16 protein-coding genes are annotated in these 19,430 nt (G+C 38.3%); 5 read left to right on the plus strand and 11 right to left on the minus strand.

All coding sequences use genetic code 11. From position 1 onward, the window contains the following. Nucleotides 1-241: 241 nt before the first annotated feature. The gene (locus tag IGJ49_RS09830; protein ID WP_349519886.1) at nt 242-2,323 is read right to left on the minus strand and encodes a heavy metal translocating P-type ATPase; all 2,082 of its coding nucleotides are present in this window, start codon (nt 2,321-2,323) and stop codon (nt 242-244) included. Nucleotides 2,324-2,530: 207 nt separating this feature from the next. On the opposite strand from IGJ49_RS09830, the gene IGJ49_RS09835 reads away from it, so the two are divergent. From IGJ49_RS09835 to IGJ49_RS09845, 3 genes are all read left to right on the plus strand, one after another. After that, nucleotides 2,531-2,767, plus strand: a complete 237-nt coding sequence (locus IGJ49_RS09835) for a hypothetical protein (protein ID WP_438723312.1) — start codon at nt 2,531-2,533, stop codon at nt 2,765-2,767. A gap of 15 nt (nt 2,768-2,782) precedes the next feature. Then, nucleotides 2,783-3,400 carry a hypothetical protein gene (locus IGJ49_RS09840; protein ID WP_438723314.1) on the plus strand — a complete coding sequence of 206 codons (618 nt, stop codon included), beginning with the start codon at nt 2,783-2,785 and terminating at the stop codon, nt 3,398-3,400. A gap of 420 nt (nt 3,401-3,820) precedes the next feature. Next, nucleotides 3,821-5,113: a hypothetical protein gene (locus IGJ49_RS09845; RefSeq protein WP_438723316.1), complete on the plus strand. Its 1,293-nt coding sequence runs from the start codon at nt 3,821-3,823 to the stop codon at nt 5,111-5,113. 71 nt (nt 5,114-5,184) lie between these two features. On the opposite strand, the gene IGJ49_RS09850 is transcribed toward IGJ49_RS09845, so the two are convergent. The 9 genes from IGJ49_RS09850 to IGJ49_RS09890 all read right to left on the minus strand — a co-directional run bounded on the left by IGJ49_RS09850 (nt 5,185) and on the right by IGJ49_RS09890 (nt 14,590). Continuing rightward, complete coding sequence (locus IGJ49_RS09850) at nt 5,185-5,544, minus strand: YccF domain-containing protein (RefSeq protein ID WP_010734982.1); 360 nt, start codon at nt 5,542-5,544, stop codon at nt 5,185-5,187. Nucleotides 5,545-5,577: 33 nt separating this feature from the next. Continuing rightward, entirely contained in the window at nt 5,578-5,922 is a 345-nt protein-coding gene (locus tag IGJ49_RS09855) for a hypothetical protein (RefSeq protein ID WP_023519988.1), read from the minus strand. Beyond that, complete coding sequence (locus tag IGJ49_RS09860) at nt 5,919-6,554, minus strand: SGNH/GDSL hydrolase family protein (protein ID WP_104776392.1); 636 nt, start codon at nt 6,552-6,554, stop codon at nt 5,919-5,921. The genes IGJ49_RS09855 and IGJ49_RS09860 overlap by 4 nt, the downstream gene beginning before the upstream one ends. Before the next feature lie 160 nt (nt 6,555-6,714). Beyond that, nucleotides 6,715-8,013: an asparagine--tRNA ligase gene (gene asnS, locus IGJ49_RS09865; RefSeq protein WP_010734979.1), complete on the minus strand. Its 1,299-nt coding sequence runs from the start codon at nt 8,011-8,013 to the stop codon at nt 6,715-6,717. Between the two features lie 30 nt (nt 8,014-8,043). Continuing rightward, nucleotides 8,044-9,237, minus strand: a complete 1,194-nt coding sequence (locus IGJ49_RS09870) for a pyridoxal phosphate-dependent aminotransferase (RefSeq protein ID WP_062804936.1) — start codon at nt 9,235-9,237, stop codon at nt 8,044-8,046. 26 nt (nt 9,238-9,263) lie between these two features. Then, nucleotides 9,264-9,767: a cell wall elongation regulator TseB-like domain-containing protein gene (locus IGJ49_RS09875; protein ID WP_438723320.1), complete on the minus strand. Its 504-nt coding sequence runs from the start codon at nt 9,765-9,767 to the stop codon at nt 9,264-9,266. A gap of 68 nt (nt 9,768-9,835) precedes the next feature. Further along, the gene (locus IGJ49_RS09880) at nt 9,836-12,625 is read right to left on the minus strand and encodes a helicase C-terminal domain-containing protein (RefSeq protein ID WP_438724004.1); all 2,790 of its coding nucleotides are present in this window, start codon (nt 12,623-12,625) and stop codon (nt 9,836-9,838) included. Nucleotides 12,626-12,906: 281 nt separating this feature from the next. Then, nucleotides 12,907-13,107 carry a cold-shock protein gene (locus IGJ49_RS09885; protein ID WP_005875554.1) on the minus strand — a complete coding sequence of 67 codons (201 nt, stop codon included), beginning with the start codon at nt 13,105-13,107 and terminating at the stop codon, nt 12,907-12,909. Between the two features lie 376 nt (nt 13,108-13,483). Beyond that, nucleotides 13,484-14,590 carry a baeRF6 domain-containing protein gene (locus tag IGJ49_RS09890; RefSeq protein ID WP_023519992.1) on the minus strand — a complete coding sequence of 369 codons (1,107 nt, stop codon included), beginning with the start codon at nt 14,588-14,590 and terminating at the stop codon, nt 13,484-13,486. 476 nt (nt 14,591-15,066) lie between these two features. On the opposite strand from IGJ49_RS09890, the gene IGJ49_RS09895 reads away from it, so the two are divergent. Together IGJ49_RS09895 and IGJ49_RS09900 are read left to right on the plus strand one after the other, a co-directional pair. Further along, nucleotides 15,067-16,374 (plus strand): serine hydrolase, encoded by a 1,308-nt coding sequence (locus IGJ49_RS09895; protein ID WP_062804932.1) that lies wholly within the window; start codon nt 15,067-15,069, stop codon nt 16,372-16,374. A gap of 336 nt (nt 16,375-16,710) precedes the next feature. Next, on the plus strand, nt 16,711-17,913 hold the full coding sequence (locus IGJ49_RS09900) for a YdcF family protein (protein WP_010734972.1): 1,203 nt from the start codon (nt 16,711-16,713) through the stop codon (nt 17,911-17,913). A 28-nt stretch (nt 17,914-17,941) separates the two neighbouring features. Here IGJ49_RS09900 and IGJ49_RS09905 read toward each other — a convergent pair whose 3' ends face one another. Beyond that, nucleotides 17,942-19,369 carry an IS1182 family transposase gene (locus IGJ49_RS09905; RefSeq protein ID WP_371740615.1) on the minus strand — a complete coding sequence of 476 codons (1,428 nt, stop codon included), beginning with the start codon at nt 19,367-19,369 and terminating at the stop codon, nt 17,942-17,944. Between the last annotated feature and the right edge of the window lie 61 nt (nt 19,370-19,430).

Consider the following 19,430-nt stretch of genomic DNA (forward strand, 5'->3'; position numbering starts at 1 on the left):
CATAATGTTTACAACACTTCGTTATTTTATTTGTGGATTATTTTAGGTAAAACACATTGTTTTTACATTTATTTTTCATTTTACCCTCTAACACCTAATCTAAAGGCGCACAAACAAGAAGTATTTTCTAACTATTTTGGAATTTTCAGAACAATTAAAATCTTCCAGTTATTTTAATCACAGAAAAACCACAGTCCTCAAATAAATGATTTCTGTGGTTTAACGGTGCTTTTTTGACTGTTTATTTGACTTTTTTGACAGATAGCCCACGCATGGCGTTTAAAACTGCTATCAGGGTCACACCCACATCGGCAAAGACTGCATTTCCCATAGAAGCAAAGCCAATAGCTCCGAGAACCAATACGATTACTTTTACTCCGATAGCAAACGCAATATTTTGCTTGACGATTTTCAACGTTTTTCTTGAAATTTCAATCGCCTCCGCAAGTTTTGATGGCTCATCGTTCATGATGACGACGTCGGCTGCTTCAATGGCTGCATCACTGCCTAAACCACCCATGGCGATTCCCACATCTGCTCGAGCTAATACCGGTGCATCATTGATCCCGTCTCCGACAAAGGCAGTTTTCTGAGTCGTTTCGCTCATCAATGCTTCTAATTTTTCTACCTTATCTTCTGGAAGCAGTTCACTATAGACTGTATCGACTCCGACCTCTTTTGCGACTTGTTCCGCAATCTTTTGGGCATCACCTGTCAACATCACTGTCTTTTTGACGCCGACTTTTTTCAATGTCTCGATAGCAAATGTTGCATCTGGTTTGATCGTATCCGCAATAACTAAATAGCCCATGAGCTGACTGTCGATCGCTAAATAGATCAATGTTCCTATTTCATGATTCTCTGGTTGCTCGACTCCATAGCGAGCCAATAATTTTTGATTTCCGACAAGTACCTCTTGTCCCTTGACCTGGGCGTTGATTCCTTCTCCAGCGATTTCTGCAGGTTCTTCAATTTCATATAACGGGCCACTGTAGGTATCCATGACCGCCTTGGCGATTGGATGTGTCGATACATTTTCTAGACTCGCCACATATTTCATAAATGCTTTCTTGTCAATGGTAGAAACAACTTTTTGTACGGCAAAATCACCCTTGGTCAGGGTACCTGTTTTGTCAAATACTACTGTTTCTGTACGAGCTAAAAGTTCTAGATAATTTCCACCTTTGACAAGTATCCCCCGTTTACTAGCTCCACCGATTCCTCCGAAAAAGCTAAGTGGAACAGAAATGACCAATGCACATGGACAAGAGATCACTAGGAATGTCAATGCTCGATAAATCCATTCAGAAAAATCTCCTCCATAAAGTAAGGGTGGGACAGTTGCTAAAAGAACAGCTAACGCAACGACGATCGGCGTATAGTAACGAGCAAACTTAGTGATGAATTTTTCAGCAGGTGCCTTTTTACTGCTTGCTGTCTCCACTAGTTCTAATAATTTGCTGATGGTCGAATTTTCATAGTTCTTTTTAACTTCGATGGTTAGAGGATGGGTCTTATTGATAAAACCACTTAATACATTTTCACCATTCATCACTTCTTTAGGCAATGATTCTCCTGTTAATGCAGATGTATCTACGAGGGATTGTCCCTTCAAAATCGTTCCATCCAAAGGAATTCTTTCACCTGGTTTGACCATGACCGACTCACCGATCTGCACTTCTTCTGGTTGCTTATTTACCAAGCCGCTTTCAGTGATCACATGAGCAACTTCCGGTCGGATCGCCATCAACTCACGAATGGACCGACGAGACTGATCGACCGCAAAATGTTGGAAATACTCACCGATTTGATAAAACAACATGACAGCAACTGCTTCTGGATATTCACCGATCATCATTGCACCAATCGTTGCAATCGACATTAAAAAATTTTCATCAAACACTTGTCCTTTACGAATATTGACAACCGCTTGCTTGATCACATCAAAGCCGATAAGAACAAAAATGGCGAAAAAAGTAACGAAACGAATTGGCTCAGCAGGCTTCCATAAAAACAATAAAAGTAAACTAAGTGACGCTATGATGATACGTAACAACGCTGTTTTATTTTCTTTTTCTTGTTCATGATTTTCACTTATCTGGTTTTTCACTTCGATTACTTTGACCTCTGGTTCTAATTGATGGATTTCTTCTGTTACTTGCTTTTCAATCGCTTCAATGACCGCTTTATCTGCATCGATCATCATTTTTCCAGTCGCAAAATTGACTGATGCTTCTTTTACGCCAGGTATTGCTTGTACTTTTTTTTCGATTTTCATCGCACAATTTGCGCAATCTAAACCTTCTAATTGATAACTTTTCATTTCAAGTCCCTCCTTACCAAACATATGACTATCTATTCATAAGTCATTATACATGAATAGTTATTCATATGTCAAATCATAGTAATAACAGATCATGATTAAAGTATCGTTCGGGAGAATCATTATTTCTGCAAGGTGTAAAAGAAGTTTCTTATGTAAAAGTGACGAATGATAAACTTTTACATAAGACACTAAAGGAGGAAATACATGATTGATTTCAACGATCAATACCATATACTAGCTATGGCTTTGCGACTAGGAAAAGCTACCAACTTCAAAGCAGTCGGAAAGAAAGGAAAAGAAAATTATCAATTTTTATTTTCAAAATTGATAAAAATGATCGAAAATGATCAAGATTCATTTTTTATTGAAACAGTCAAAAAAAATGACTTGATACACTCTCTTGAACATACAATTGACTATTACGATGCCAAAAAAAGATAAGACATTCAGCACATCATGGAAAACTTAAAAGAGGATGACCCAACTAGCTTTGTCATCATTCCCTCTTACTCTACTACTATAAGATTATTTCATGATCACATATATAGCTTGATCATTCACAAAAATAAGGACTACATTGTTACTAAGATCAATAAATTAGAGTCAATGACTACGAACTTCCAGCTTAAAATTGATGAAAAAAATTTAAATAAGCTTAGCGATATTCTTTATTATTCTAAGTTTGAGTATCGAAAGACGAGAATATCTGTTGATATATTCTCAAAACTAAAAAAAATAGCTGTTGAAAAACCCTCTGCTTTACATGTGGAAATGCGTGGTTATCCAGGCATTACAAATTGCCCGATACTTGAACCGTTAACAGCATTAAAATGGACTGTCTACAATTGCAATAAGCCAATTTCGTCTGCCGAAATCAAGGAGAAGAAAGTGATCAATCCAAAACTATGGCCTTCAAAGGAGCTTCGGATGCGATTTTATCAAACGTTTTTAACCGATAATGAACAACATAATCAACAATTTTCTATATTATGGCATTATTACACCATGCGAAAAGCAGAAACTCAATTAGTTGATAAAGAATACAAAGGAAAAATCCGCTATCTTTCTATATAAATATTTAAATAAAGTCTTAAATGATCCAGCCGTTCCAATAGAATTTAAGAGAAATCAAACAAATGAAGCCAGTCAACAAAATTATAAAGTATTTCATTCAAGGTCAAAAAAATTGGAAACATTGCACACAAAAATAAGTCATATAACCAATAAAAAGAACATAACAACTGATAAATCTCAACATAAAAACAATGAGAATTCTCAATATTTTAGACCAAGTAATAGTATTGCTTCTACTTCATCAGATAACATTACCTCCATTAGTTTTCTCTCAAAAAAAGAGCGCCAAGTCTGTTCAATACAAAGATAACTGTTTTCCTACGAAATTGAGATAAAGCGAAAAACAGTTGCCAAGTAAATTTATCCTATCCTTTCTATGGTGGGACTATTGCACGAAAATAAAAAATAAGGAGAGTTATTATGCTTGATTTTGATGGACAATACCACCAATTGGCACTTGCTTTAAGATTAGGAAATGCGGCGGCATTTGAAGTTGTCGGTTCAGGCGGAAGAAAAAATTATCAATTTTTATTTTCAAGATTTATCAAAATGATTGAAAATGATGTTGCTGGTACCTTGATCAATGAAAGTCAAAAAAATCAAGTGATCCAGTCTTTAAGAAATACGATCGTCTACTACGATATGAAAAAACCGACTGAACTGGAAGAGAAAATCAGACATTTAAAAAAAGATGACCCAGCCAGTTTTATGATTTTTCCAGCTTATTCAGTGACCCCTGACTCTTATCATAATCATATTTATGGCTTAGTAATTTATAAGCAAGATAATGATTATCTTGTCGCGAAATTAGATAAATATGAGACAAATAAAAAGATGGGGAATCATTTGCTAAAAATCCCAGCGGATCAGTTGGGGAAATTAAGTAAAATACTATTTGCGACAAAGCTTGAACACCACAGTGAGTCTAAGATCAACCTCATCAATGAAATCACCAGACTCTCAGATAAGCCTGCAAAAAACCTTAATTTTGAAATGAGAGGGTATGCAATGATTCCCAACTGCCCGATTTTAGAACCGCTTGTCACTTTCCGAAGTGTTCTTCATAATTGTCAGGAAGCTATTTTTACTCCACCATTGATTGAAGATAAAGTGAAACCTAAATTCTGCTCATCGTTTGCGTTTCGTGAGCGGTTCTTTCAGACTTTTTTAGGTGAAAATTTAAAACACGATCAAAAATTTTTTCAATTATGGAAACATTACGAACAGCGAAAAAAAATCACTGGTCTAAAAGAAACTATCTCCAGAGATGAATTCGTTGATATTTCGGGTGATTTCGTAAAGAAAGTCTACGAAGATCCTAAAACACCTAAAAAATTTGTCAAAAATCAATCCATCGAGGTTGCACCTTATTATTATCATGTTTTTTATGATGATTCCAGGCGATTGAAACCATTGGATGCTCACATCAACGCAATCATCGATGGAACGGATCAACCATTAAAAGAGGGATTTCGCCAAAAAGTAAAAGTTAAGAGCCAGCGGTTTGGGGGAACAGTCAAAACAGTCAAAGATAGGATTTTTTCTGATAGACAGACCTCTAAAAGTAACACCACAGACGTGACACTTCCAACTTCTCCAACACAAACGTCCTTTACACAAGCGAATTTTAATCATCGCGTAGTAGACGCAACCAACAAATCGAATTTTTTGAGTAAGCAAATACCTAAAAAACATACAGATATCACTCGCTAAGTGTAAAAAAAGTAACTCTTTGGACAGACAACCAACTGTGCAAGAGAGTTACTTTTATATTTAGTGACTATTTAAACGATTTCTGCCCCAAATGGCATCAACGCTAGGCGTGCTAGTTTGAAGGATTGCTTTGCGAAAGGAATACCAATGATCGTGATACAAAGTAAAATCCCACTGATGACATGACCTAAAGCAATCGGCAAACCTGACACGATCAACCAAATGATATTGACGATCAAAGACACGCCATTGTTTGTATAAATGACTTCTTTTCCAAAGGGTGCAAACGATAAAGAAGCTAGTTTGAAACATTGTAGCCCGACCGGAATACCAACAATTGTGATACACCATAATACACCTGCTACCGCCCAACTCAGTCCTCCGAGTAAGCCACCAAAAATAAACCAAATAATATTTCCAATACAACTCATTGTTTCTTTCTCCATTCTAATAAGAGTCTTACGTTAAAAACCATTGAAATCGACTCTCTTGATTTTACGTTTTTTTGCTTCTAGTAACCACTGCTCCATAAACTGAGCGGCTACTGTTCTTTCTTGATCGACTGCCACAAAAATCGTTTGAAGCAGTTCACCTGATTGCTGATCTGCTTCAGTCGTTTCGATTTGTCTCGCTTGTCCAAAAGCGAAAATCATTTGTTTTTCTGCGTCATCATGTGCTGCTATAAACGATATATTCAATGGATCGTTTATATCTGGCAGCATTAGTTCCTCCAAGAATCGATTTTCTTGTTGCCTGATCAACCTATTGATCATCGGTAGATCTGCTTCGGTTGCTGGGCGAATGATCATTCAAACCACTCTTTTCTTTTTTTGACCGTTTCTATCCAAATATTGGCAATCGTTTCATGACCCAGTAGTGTCGGATGGACACCATCATCCCCTGTATATTTCTCATAGCCATATGAGATGCCTAAAGAATTCAACGTTCCATCTAACGGGACAAAAACTGCTTGATATTCTTTTGCTAGTTGACGAATCAAGTGGATCTTTGGATCAAGATCACTACGCCAACTTCTCCGATCGTCAGGCTCTGGCAAAACAAATGGTTCCATCAAGACGATTTTTTTGATGCCACTTTCCACTAAACGATCAAGTAAATACCGATAATCGGCTTCAAAACGCTCAAAAGATTCTTTTGTCGCAAATGCTGCAGGCTCGCCTACATTGTGCCATGTATCATTGATACCAATCAAAATCGAGACCATATCAGGTTTCAAATCGATGCAGTCTGCTTGCCAGCGCTTCTTTAGGTCTGCTAACTTATTTCCGCCGATTCCGCGATTGACGAATGTCCACGTGTTTTCTGGATCACTCGCAGCCAATTTTGCCGCTGTTAACAGTGCATAGCCCTGACCGAGATCGTCAGTTCCTCTACCCGCATCTGTGATACTATCTCCAATGAATAAAAGTCGTTGTTCCATCACACACCCTACTTTCCTTGCCACTTTTACGTTATTATCCCACACACATCTAGCCAAAGAAAGAAGGAATTGGAACAATAGTGATTTCATAATAACTTCTTAAAAAAAATGCGTTCCACGAAAATACGATGAACGATTTTCGTGGAACGCGTCTTATTTCTTATGGGTAAATACGATTTAACAAACGTGGGAATGGAATTGCTTCACGTACATGATCGATTCCTGAGATCCAAGTCACTGTACGTTCTAAGCCTAAGCCGAAACCAGAATGTGGAACAGATCCGTATTTACGTAGATCTAGGTACCATGAGTATTCTTTTTCGTCTAAGCCATGATTCTTGATTTGTTCAAGTAAGAAATCATAGTCAGTCGCACGTTCACTTCCGCCGATGATCTCGCCATATCCTTCAGGTGCGATCATATCTGCACAAATCACGACATCTTCTCTTGTTGGATGTGGTTTCATGTAGAATGGTTTGATCGCTTTTGGATAGTTCAAGATAAAGACTGGTTGTTCAAATGAGTTCGCAATAAACGTTTCGTGTGGTGAACCGAAATCATCGCCCCACTCGATATCGTCAAAACCATTTTTCTTCAATAATTCGATGGCATCATCATACGTGATACGTGGGAAAGGTAATTTAGTATAAGTTTTCAATACTTCTTTATCACGTTCTAAGACGTCTAAAGCATACTCGCAGTTATCTAATACACTTTGAACTAAGAAAGCAACATATTGTTCTTGTACTTCTAAGCTTTCTTCTTGATGCGTGAACGCCATTTCAGGTTCGATCATCCAAAATTCGATCAAATGACGACGTGTTTTTGATTTTTCAGCACGGAAAGTTGGTCCAAATGAAAATACTTTACCAAATGCCATTGCAGCAGCTTCCATGTACAATTGACCACTTTGTGACAGATATGCTTTTTGATCAAAGTAGTTTGTCTCAAATAGATCGGTGGTTCCTTCTGGGGCAGAGCCAGTCAAGATCGGTGGATCGATTTTAACGAATTGGTTGTTGTTGAAAAATTCGTAGGTTGCACGGATGATTTCATTTCGAATCTGCATCACTGCATGTTGGCGTGAAGAGCGTAACCATAAATGACGATGATCCATCAAGAAATCTGTTCCATGTTCTTTTGGTGTGATTGGATAATCATGACTTTCACTCACTACTTCAATGTTCGTGATCCCGATCTCATAGCCAAATTTAGAACGGCTATCTTCACGAATCTCACCTGTCACAAGGATCGATGTTTCTTGAGAAAGATTTTTTGCCATTTGGAAAACTTCTTCAGGCACTTCGCTTTTTACGACAACTCCTTGGAAGAATGCTGTCCCATCTCGTAATTGTAAAAAGGCGATTTTCCCACTTGAACGCTTATTAGCGACCCAAGCACCGATCGTTACTGTTTCGCCTACATGTTTTTTTGAATCGATGATTTGAATTTGTTCCACGTAAAATTCTCCTTTGTCCTATAATAATTTCTATTCGTTTTGACTTTTACTCTCAATAAAACGTTGGATTCGTCGGATTCCTTCTTCTAACGTTGCTAGATTCGCCGCATAACTCAAACGAACATTTTCCGGTGCGCCGAAACCTTCACCTGTAACTAGAGCAACCCCTGCTTCTTCTAGTAGATCTTCGACCCACGGCGTCACTTGTTCATAGCCACATATCGCTAACGTTTCTTTCACATTCGGAAACAAGTAAAATGCGCCTTGTGGTCTTTTGACCGACACCCCGGGCAAATCAGCAACAAGCGGAAATACGATGTCTAGACGTTCTTCAAATGCTTTGCGCATCTCTTCAACGGTATCTTGTTCCCCTTGTAATGCTTCAACAGCCGCATATTGACTGACTGCAGTTGGGTTACTAGTTGATTGTGATGCAATCGCAATCATCCCATCAATGATTTTTTGATCGCCGACCGCGTATCCGATACGCCAGCCTGTCATTGCATAGGTTTTTGATACACCGTTGATGATTATCGTCTGTTCACGTATTGCTTTTGAAATCGTTGCAATTGGAGTAAACTCATTGTCATTATAAACTAATCGGCCATAAATATCATCAGCAACTATTAAAATATCGTTTTTTACTGCCCATTCACCTATAACTTGTAGTTCTTCTTTTGTATAGATCATCCCTGTCGGATTAGAAGGAGAATTGATAATGACTGCTTTTGTCTTGGAAGAACGTGCTTGTTCCAATTGTTCGAGGGTCACTTTGAAATCATTGACTTCTTGACCAGTGACAAAAACAGGGACACCTTCTGCTAACTTGACTTGTTCACCATAGCTTACCCAATAAGGTACTGGAATGATGACTTCATCTTTTGGATCTAGGATTGTTTGGAATAAGGCATAGAGGGCAAATTTCGCCCCGTCTGTCACAATCGTCTGAGAAGCATCGTAAGTCAAGCCATAATAGGTTTCCAGATACGAAACGATTGCCTGTCTTAATTCTGGAATACCCGCTGTTGGCGTATAATAGCTTGCTTTTCCATTCTTGATGGCTGCGATCGCTGCTTCTTGGATATTTTCAGGTGTAGCAAAATCAGGCTCTCCTACGGTCAAACTGATAATGTCTTTCCCTTGTGCTTTCAATGCCTTTGCTTTTGCTGCAGTTGCTAGTGTTACGGAAGGCTCTAAGCGTTCCACTCTTTTTGACTGTTTCATCCAATCTATCCTTTCATCCGTCTTTTCTATACCCCGCTAATGACTTTGACTTCCTCTCCCGTTTTAAAAGAAAGTAAATAATAATTCAACTGGTCATCTGACGTTTTGGTAATGACTTCCCATACCGGTTCATCTTTGTACATCCCTAAGGAAGCTTTTTCCACTTGTTGATCGGGATGTTGTTTGCTGATTTCTTGGCGGGCAGCTTCTTCGGTCAAGCCTGCTTTTTGTTCTAACACTTTCACACGCTCACCCGATTTAGGTATGATCACTGCAATATCTTGTCCTTTATCATTTTGGCCTGTTAATGAAAAATAAGTGGCTTCCCGAGTAAACCAATAGAATTGGTCCACTTCCTCAAGATTTGCATATTGTTCAGCTAGTTTTGTCGCCTCTTGTTTCGCTTGCGTCATTGGGCGTGTCGCACGCAGATAAAAAATCGTGCTGATCACGATTACTGCTAATAAAGCGATGATCAAGCCCAGCAAGATGCGATTGATCGTATATTCTTTGTTTGTCTGATTCTTCAAGGACTGTCGCTCCTTCTTTTTTCATTGATGTCCATTATAACAGATTTCGAGGTGAAAATAGTCCTCGATTATGGCTTAATTTCTTCGTTTTTGTTTAAGAAATCATGGATATCCTCACAAATTTGTTCAAAAGGCGCCTCTTGGACAGGCATCTTTTTAGGCAAGGCATGAATGATCCTCGCGCCATATTTTGCGGTCACTAATCGTCGATCTAAAATCAGCAAGACACCTTTGTCCGTTTCCGAACGAATCAAACGACCTAAAGCTTGTCTGACCTTCAGTGCTGCCTTTGGTAAGGATTCTTGATAAAAAGGGTTGATGCCTTCCGATTCCAAATACGCATTTCTCGCTTTGACCATTGGACGTTGTGGATGATCGAATGGCAACCGCGTAATGACGACTAGCTGTAACGCATCTCCTGGCAGGTCGACGCCTTCCCAAAAACTATCTGCGCCGAATAGCACGCTCATATCAGAAAGAACAAAACGCTTCAATAGTTTCTCACGACTGCCACCGATTCCTTGAGCTAAAATCTCTCTTCCTTGTTCAAGCATTGTCAAATGCATTCGTTGATACACCTTTTGTAAAACATCATGAGAAGTAAACAAAACTAGGATCGGTCTTTTTTCTTGTCTGATCAACTGGTATAACACATCCGTTAGATAGTCGACATACGTTGTACCACTTAATTGATTGATCTCTGGTGCTTCTTTTGGCACGAAGATCCGTGCTTGTTTTTCGTAATCATAAGGAGAGGCAATGACTTTCAGCGGAGTACCTTCAATTCCTAATCGTTTCGCCAAATATTGACGATCTGGGCCCACTTTCAATGTCCCTCCTATATATAAAATCCGTTCATAGCGCTGATACCAAACTGTATTGGGAATCAGTGCGGCAGTAAAATCGTGGAGATGGAACATCGTCTGCTGAGGGGTGGCACCCGGAACAAACCAATGGACTAAACTTTCTTGCCAATTCTCCAACCATTCTTCCATAAAACTTGCTTGTTGATCTAAACGTTCAAACAAAGCATACAGACTTGCAAGATCGACACGCATTTGCTTCGTCCAACTTTCTTGAAGCACCTCTAAGCCTGAACGGATCCTGTACTGTAATTCCTTTATTTCTTGGTAAAAAAGATGAAGATGGTCAATGGCTGTACTTGCTTCAAAAGATAATTTATCTAAGTCCTCTTTCGTGATCATGACTTCTTCCGGGTAAGTTTGTCTTTTTTGTTGAGGTATGATCTCAAGTAACCCTTCAGCTAAACAAACCTGTGCCTCACGAAGCGCAGACAACTCTTCTTTGTAGATATCAAGCCAGCGCTGCCCCTCATGATTGGCTGGAAGATAGCCTTTGAAGCGATCGAACAAACGATCAGGTTCTTCGAATAATTGTACTTCCTTGTTAAAATAGCTCAAACTGAATCGTTGATCATTGACTTTTTCAGCAATCTCAGGTAAATGATGTGCTTCATCGATCAATAAATAAGGACTTTCAGGCAACAACGGTGTCTTTCTTTGTGTTTCTTGGACTAAAAAAGCATGGTTGACGATCAAGAAGTTACTTTGCTTGATTTGTCGATGCAAAAATCGAATAAAATCTTGTTCATAGAACGCTTGTTTTTTCGCTAAAAAGTCAAGCCCGCGATGCGAAACATCTGTAAAAAAGGCATGATTCAAATTCGTTAGATGCAACTCATCTAAATCTCCTGTTTTCGTCTGCGTCAGCCAGACAAGAACTGTCATTTGATAGAGTGCATATTGTTTTTGCTCCTTTGGCTCAAGGAGTGTGGCTTTGAACCGTTGCAAATCAAGATAATGGCGGTAGCTTTTGATAATCGTCGCTTGGATCGGTTGGTCGAATAATTGATTCAACAAAGGAATATCTTTTTCCATGATCTGCTCTTGTAAAACAAGTGATACCGTACTGATCACTGCCGGCTTCTCCGGTGTGGCCAGATAGCTAAGAGGCAATAGATAGCCAATCGTCTTGCCCATACCAGTCGCTGCTTCAATCATCAAATTTTTCGATTCATCTTTGGTAAAATGATCATAGACAACATTCATCAAACGATTTTGTTCTTTACGATACATCAACGTTTTTCCAAATATTTTCTCTTTCGCTTGTTTTTTTCTTGGATAATCTTTATGACCATAGTAAACTTCTGAAAACAGTTCGACTTCTTTTTTTTGTAAGGCGATTCCCTCGATGATTTCCAGTTCATCTGATAAAGGTGGGGGCTGCTTTCTCAGTTCGTTGGTGGTTTGTTCGATGAATAATCTAGTATCCATCCCTGTATGATTGCTCAGTTTCACGATCTGTTCAAGCGTCACTAAAGGTAACTGACGCATCCGTTCTTCAATCAGTAGAAGCAACTGTGCTGTCACTTCCGCATCGCTATCTGCCTGATGGGGATTATCGTGGATAAACCCCAGACTTTCCGACAAATCAGCTAAACGAAAGCTCGGTTCAGTCGGCAAAAATATCTGGGCCAACTCGACTGTATCGATTCCTGGAATCTGTAATTTAGGTACGCCACAGCGAGTCAATTCATGGTTCAAAAACTGATAATCAAAATAAATATTATGCGCCACGAAGATGGTATCCGCTAGAAGGTTGTAAATCGTTTGTGCTACATCTTCAAAATAGGGTGAACGATGGACACGTTGATTGGTGATCCCTGTCAAATGCTGGATCTGTTTTGAGATTTTTCGCCCAGGGTTGATATCCATCGAATAACGAGAGGTGATCCGCCCATCTTCGATCATGACACATCCAAATTGGATAATGCGATCTTCTTTTGGATTTGTCCCAGTCGTTTCAATATCGACGACTGCATAAGTTTTCGGTTTCAACATATCTTCCTCTTCTCTTCCCTCTAGTCTTCTTTTGAAATTATACTACAAATCACTTGAAAATTCTTAGGAAATCAACCTAAAGCATACGTCTGTTGTTATCTTTGCTACTGAGAGAAACAGTAAGTTTACTTCTCCCCTTCCTTTTCTCGTTATCACTCATCTAACCATGTAAGGCGATGTTCTTAGGTGTAGAGAATCAAAGCATATGAAAAGAAAACACAAAAAAGCCCAGACCACTAGGAACTAGCAGACTGAGCTTTTATTTAGTAGTGGGTTAATTAAGCTTTAACAACGTTAGTTGCTTGAGGGCCACGTTGACCTTCTTCAACATCGAAGTTTACTGTTTGGCCTTCTTCTAAAGTTTTGAATCCATCACCTTGGATAGCTGAGAAATGAACGAATACATCGTTGCCGTTTTCTGCTGTAATGAAACCGAAACCTTTTTCTGAGTTAAACCATTTCACTGTACCTGTTTCCATAATAAAAATCCTCCTTGTGTATCAAACACATATTTTGCAATTACTTGAATGGTGAATATCTGGAAGATGTTTATTTGAAACAAACTACCAAGATTACCGAACAAAAACTACATAGTTATTGTAGCACATTAATTACAGTTTAGCTAGTAAATTTTGAACTTTTTTTATTTTTTTTTCATTCTTTTGCTTATTTATCCAAAAAAAACGAACGTTTTAATTTACGCTTAAAAAAAAATTCACTTTTAAACTTGATGATCTTCTGATCTTTCTCCCCTGAGAAATAAGAAAAAGCCACGAAATCAAATAAATGATCTACATGGCTTTTCCTTTCTTATAAAATGAATGATCAATCGGTTCTAGGTACTGTTCCTAGAGACTAATAACGCAATATCGCGGTCAAACTCTTTTCGTCAGGCGCATCTTTTTGATCCAAGATAAAGACTTGTCCGCCATTGGTGATCACATCATCAGCTAGTTGATTCAACACTTGTCGACGGTCGTACTCTGTTTCTGGGTCTTCACCAAATCCGTCAGCCAGATTAGAGGTTGCGATAAATAAGTGAGAAATCTTTCCCTCTTTCGCTGCTGGCACGATGTCCACTAGTTGATCCAAGAATTTTTTATCTAACAATTGATTGTAGCTACTTGCTTCCTTCGCTGCCAGTTCATCCGAAAGTTTCTTCGCACCTACTTCGATATCTTTTAAAGATAATTGGGCAGGTGAAGCTGAGATCGCCACATCCGAACGGTAATAAGGGTTTTTCGCCACTTTTTTGAACATTGTTTGATTTTCAGGCAAAGCATACAAGTACACAGGCCATTTTTCAGGATTATCCAAGCTGTCTTTAAGAAATTCATCGACCGCTTGGTAATAATTGATCCAGTCAATTTCAACTTCTTCGTCTTTAGGATTCACCCCATGGAATGTTGAGCCTTCACTACCATTTGACGAGTAGTTGATACCTCCACCTGTCAACTCAGATCCTAAAGCTGTCACCACATCTGTAGGTGCTCCTTCGGGTAGATCAACTTCTTTTACTTGTTTGTTGCTTACTTCGTAAAGCTTCATTGAATCACGATTCAATCCCAGTAAATAATACGAGTAGTTAAAATGTCCATTTTTAATGATCGCTAATAAATAAGGTAGGTCACTTACATAATATTGATCATCTACTGCAATGCTCAAACGATGAACAATGGTACTTTCAGGAGACAAGATCACCGCGACACTCGCAGTGGCACTGCGCCAAAATGAAGCATCTTCTAGTAGTTGATCGATTTTTTTTTGAAAATTCGACCAATCATGCTCCGCATATTTCTTTTCAAAACGTTTTTTTGCTTCTTTTGCAAAGTTCTTGAATTTGATCTGATCTTTTTCCACATCTTGATGTGCAACGTGAGTGTTTAGCATAATAGTAATAAATGGTCCTTTGACACCTTCTGAAGTCAGTTGTGACAGTAACTCTCTATCCTTTTTCGCCATAAACGTACCCCTCCTAAAAATCATTTCTTCAATACTACTAACTAAAGTCTACCACAACCATTTTTATCCATAAAATAAAATGGTTCCTAGATAAAAAATCGTTTACAATCCCATCTCTGACTAAGGATTGTTTTCTTCAACTATTCTTCAAAATTTCATCAATGATTCGTTACATTTCACAGCGAAATTATTCATACCTAACTGCTAACATAGAGAAAAGTAGAAATCGAGGTGTTTATATGCAATTATTGATGATATTTAGTTTACTATGTATGACTGCTCTATTTGTATTCACTGCCTTTCGTCTAAATGAACCCGAGGCTCAACCTGTACGAGTCAAAAAGAATCAACGCTAACTATCCTCTTGTGTTCGTTTGGTTTATCTAAAGTTTTTTTCAGAAAGATTGAAACTACGCACACTCTCTGATAAAATTTTAATTTGTAGCAAATCAAATTAGAAAACAAGGAGATTGGACATGGGCACTAAGAAAAAACATTTCGCTTTACTGTTGGCAACGCTTCTTTTAACGTTAGGATCATTCTTGCCAACTTTATCCGTACAGGCCGATGAAGCATTTTCTGTGAATTCCCAAGCAGCATTTGCTGTGGACGCAACAAGCGGAAAAATTTTATACGACCAAGACGGAGAAAAAACAATGGGGATCGCGTCAATCTCAAAAATCATCGGGTTGTACATCGTACTTGACCAAGTCAAAGAAGGAAAATTATCCTGGGATGATGAAGTGGCAATCTCCGATTATGCTGAAACATTAAGCATTGCACCTAATTTATCGAATGTTCCTTTACATAAGGAGAATACCTATACTGTAAAAGAACTTTTTGACTCTGCCTTTATCCAATCAGCCAACGCATCAATGGTCGCTTTAGCTGAAAAGATCTCTGGTAGTGAAACAGCATTTCTGACTGTCATGAATGACCAGTTAAAAGAATGGGGCATTGAAAATGCAACGATCGTCAATGTTTCTGGGTTGAACAATGTTTACCTCGGCGCAAATCGTCCAGAAGGTACTGGCGAAGCAGATGAAAATCAAATGTCCGCAAAAGACGTAGCGATCATCGCACGTCACCTGTTACTCGATTTTCCTGAGGTACTAGAAGTGACGAGTACTGCAACAAAAATGTTTGGTGAAAACACACAATCGCCGGTTGAAATGGTCAATTGGAATTGGATGCTTCCAGGTTTTATCAACTTCAAAGAAGGCGTTGATGGACTAAAAACTGGAACAACTGATTTTGCTGGTGCTTGTTTTGTCGGTACCATCGAACGAGACGGCAAACGCATCATTACAGTCATATTGAATGCGGAAGGTCATGAGCAAAACCCAAGCGTTCGGTTCACCGAAACGGCTCGCTTGATGGATTATTGCTATGATAACTGGTCAGTCAAAGAAATCGGTAAAGCAAACGCAAGCATTCCTTCACTCAAATCGATCGATGTGAAAAACGGAAAAGAAACTTCTGTCAATGTCGTACTAAAAAGCCCAGTCAGTGTCTGGGTCAGAAATGATATGGATACGGGTCAATTGACGATCACACCTAAGATCGATGAGACAAAAGTAAAGGATAATGAACTTGAAGCACCGATCGTTAGAGGCACAAAGGTTGGCACAGCCACTATCACTTTAGCTGATGATCAATTAGGTTACTTAGAAGATGGTGCCTCTCCAAGCACAGACATCATCACTGCTAGTTCGGTTGAAAAAGCGAATATCTTTGTGATCGGCTGGCGCAATGTCACTAATTTTTTCAGTAATCTATTCTAAATAAACATTCCAAATAGTTACATCCACTCCTTACCCAAACAGTAAATGCTGGCTCTTCTTCACGAATCGACGAGACGCCATCAACCTTTACTGTTTGGGTATCTTTCTGCTTCTTACAGAAAATAAATGTATTTTCTATTTTTTCTTTTTTTTATAACAGCATTTTTACAAATTTTTCGTTATACTGTAGATGGTAGATTGTTACTTGTAGGGTTGGTCTATGAGAGGCGAGTAACACTATCAGTTCGTGTTGAATAATCATCACTAGTCTGCTAATCAGCTGTTTCCTTTTCATTCGCAGTGATGACTCCACGATTAGAAAAAGGAGTTGGTATTATGAATTTAACAAGAGATTTGATTTTTTCGATTCTCTATATCGTAGGGATGGTTGGGATCATCACCTGGCGCAGGAAACAAAAAGATCCCGCGTTATTCTTTTATTGTGGTACTTGGACATTCACATTGATGCTTACGTACTTCGTTGTATTAGAGATTTTTTATGCGAGTTTTTATTTCTTGATCCCTCTCGCTTTTTTCAGTATCTTTGCTTTTTTTTACTTTACCGAAAAAAGGCGACTACTGAATGGTTTGATCTTCAATTTATTTTTGATTAGTTTCGGCGCTTATTTATTACTCTTACTTTTTGAGACGCAGAATATCTTTATTGGTGGGATTTTTGCTTTGATTGCAGTACCAGCTTTTTTGATTTTACTATTTGGCATATATATTTTGGTCGTCTTTCTCATTTGGAATGGCATCATCGTCTTAAAAAGAGAATCACGTTCACTAGCTAATCTTTTGACTTTACTGCTAGGGATTGCCTTAACGCTATATTTAATTGCCACTGTATTTTTAATCAACTACTTACCAGCGTGGATCAATGTTCTTCTTTCTGGTATAGCAGTCATCTTGATTTATCTGTTTATTGTCTTCTATAATTTTATGACTGTCTCTTTCTTATATCAGTTCAACCGACCACGTTACAACCAGAATTATATTATCGTGTTAGGCGCAGGCCTGATCAACGGGGAACGTGTTTCTCCCCTCCTAGCCAAACGGATCGACAAAGCAATTGCTTTTTATTGGGCCCAGAGTCATGCTACGCTCAATCCACCGATTCTTTTGATGTCTGGTGGTCAAGGTGCAGATGAAAAGTTACCAGAAGCAATTGCCATGAAAAACTATGCCTTAGAAAAAGGGATTCCGGAGCGGGACATTTTAGTTGAAACAAATTCAACAACCACTTTAGAAAATATGCGTTTCTCCAAAGAATTAATGGATCGTGAATCTGGCGGTGGCGCTTATCGTGCGATTTTCAGTTCAAATAATTACCACATTTTCCGTGCAGGACTCTTTGCGAAGCAAGCACAGTTAAAAGCCAATGGCATTGGTGCAAAAACAGCCTTTTATTATTTGCCAAATGCTTTTCTTAGAGAATATATCGCGATCTTGATGTTGCATAAAAAACGTCACATGATCGTATGTGGTATCATCCTTGGCCTGACTGCATTGTTAGCTTTGATCACACTTATTGCCTAAAAAAAGAAGTTGCGTTTCATGCAACTTCTCAGACTGTAGACAAAAAGGAGTGGCTTAATTGCCAACTCCTTTTTATTAGTCTTTGTAGAAATTTGAAATAAAAAGCCATAGGCTTTTTTGCTTTCCATAGCCATGAGGCTAGTTTTTTTAAATTCATGGCAGCAAACGTAAGCATCGTGTGCGTGGCGACTTTTTCGAGACCTCGATATTTTGTCCAACGCATACCATGCTTTTCTTTTGCATCTGCAAATATTCGTTCAATAGTTTGTTTTCTCTTTTTATAAATTTCTCTATTCAACGCCGTATGGCGTTGGTGTTCAAGTTCATCCATAAGATCCGCCCAAACATGTCGAGTTACTATTTTTTGATGTTTTGTACTCAAAGTACAGTTTTTAAGTAATGGACAACTCCTACAGAATTTTGGATTTGATTTATAGGTTCGATAACCATCACGAGTGATAGTTGAAAATAACAACGGTTGATTATTGGGACATAAATAGCAGTCAAAATAGGCATCATAAACAAAGTCTTTTTTACGAAACATTCCTTTTACTCCATGAGGTACAGTATATGGAAGAATCGGGTAGAGTTTCAAGTGTGACAGAAAATGAACAAATTTAGGCGTCTTATATCCTGCATCAGCGACAACACGCTTTATATTTGGAAAAGCTCTTTTCGACTGTTTGACCAGATCGATTGCGACTTGGCTGTCATGTACATTTCCTGGTGTGATTAATGTAGATAAGATAAAACCATTATCTTCACAGGAAGTATGCGCGGAATAAGCAAATTGTTTTTCTCGTTCACCTTTAACATAGTAACCACTTTCTGGATCTGAATGACTTATTTTTTGAAGACTCAACTCACTTTCTGTGTCCCATGTAAAAGGACGTTTTCCTACAGCAATACGTTCTTTATTTATTTCATCTTCTAATTCATCTTGATAAGCTTTAGCTTGACCGTAGGTCATTTCTTTTGTGAACTTATGTTTATTGGCATTTGCCTTAATATGAGTAGAATCAATATAAAGGTTGTCTTCCGTAACGAAGCCAGCTTTTACAGCTTGTTCTAGAATATGAGAGAAAATGTCTTCAAATAAAGTTGTTTCTCTAAATCTTCGAACATAGTTTTTACCAAAAGTAGAGAAATGCGGGATAGGATCCTCGAATGAATAACCTAAAAACCAACGATAAGCAACATTTGTTTCAACGTCTTTAATGGTCTGTCTCATCGAACGGATACCAAATAAATATTGGATAAATACTAATTTAATTAAGACCACTGGATCAATACTGGGACGACCATGGGTCGAATACGTAGATTCTACAATGGGATAAATGAAATCAAACTGAATCGCAGCATCAATCTTTCGAACTAAGTGATCTTTAGGTACAAGATCATCAATTGTTAACATAGCAAATTGATTTCTACCTTCAATCGATTGTTTTCTCATCATTAGAATCACTCCCAGAATAGTTTATACAATGAGTATAAAACAAAAAAACTGCAAACAACAC

The organism is Enterococcus sp. AZ171 (assembly GCF_051714005.1).
GTDB lineage: Bacteria > Bacillota > Bacilli > Lactobacillales > Enterococcaceae > Enterococcus_B > Enterococcus_B pernyi.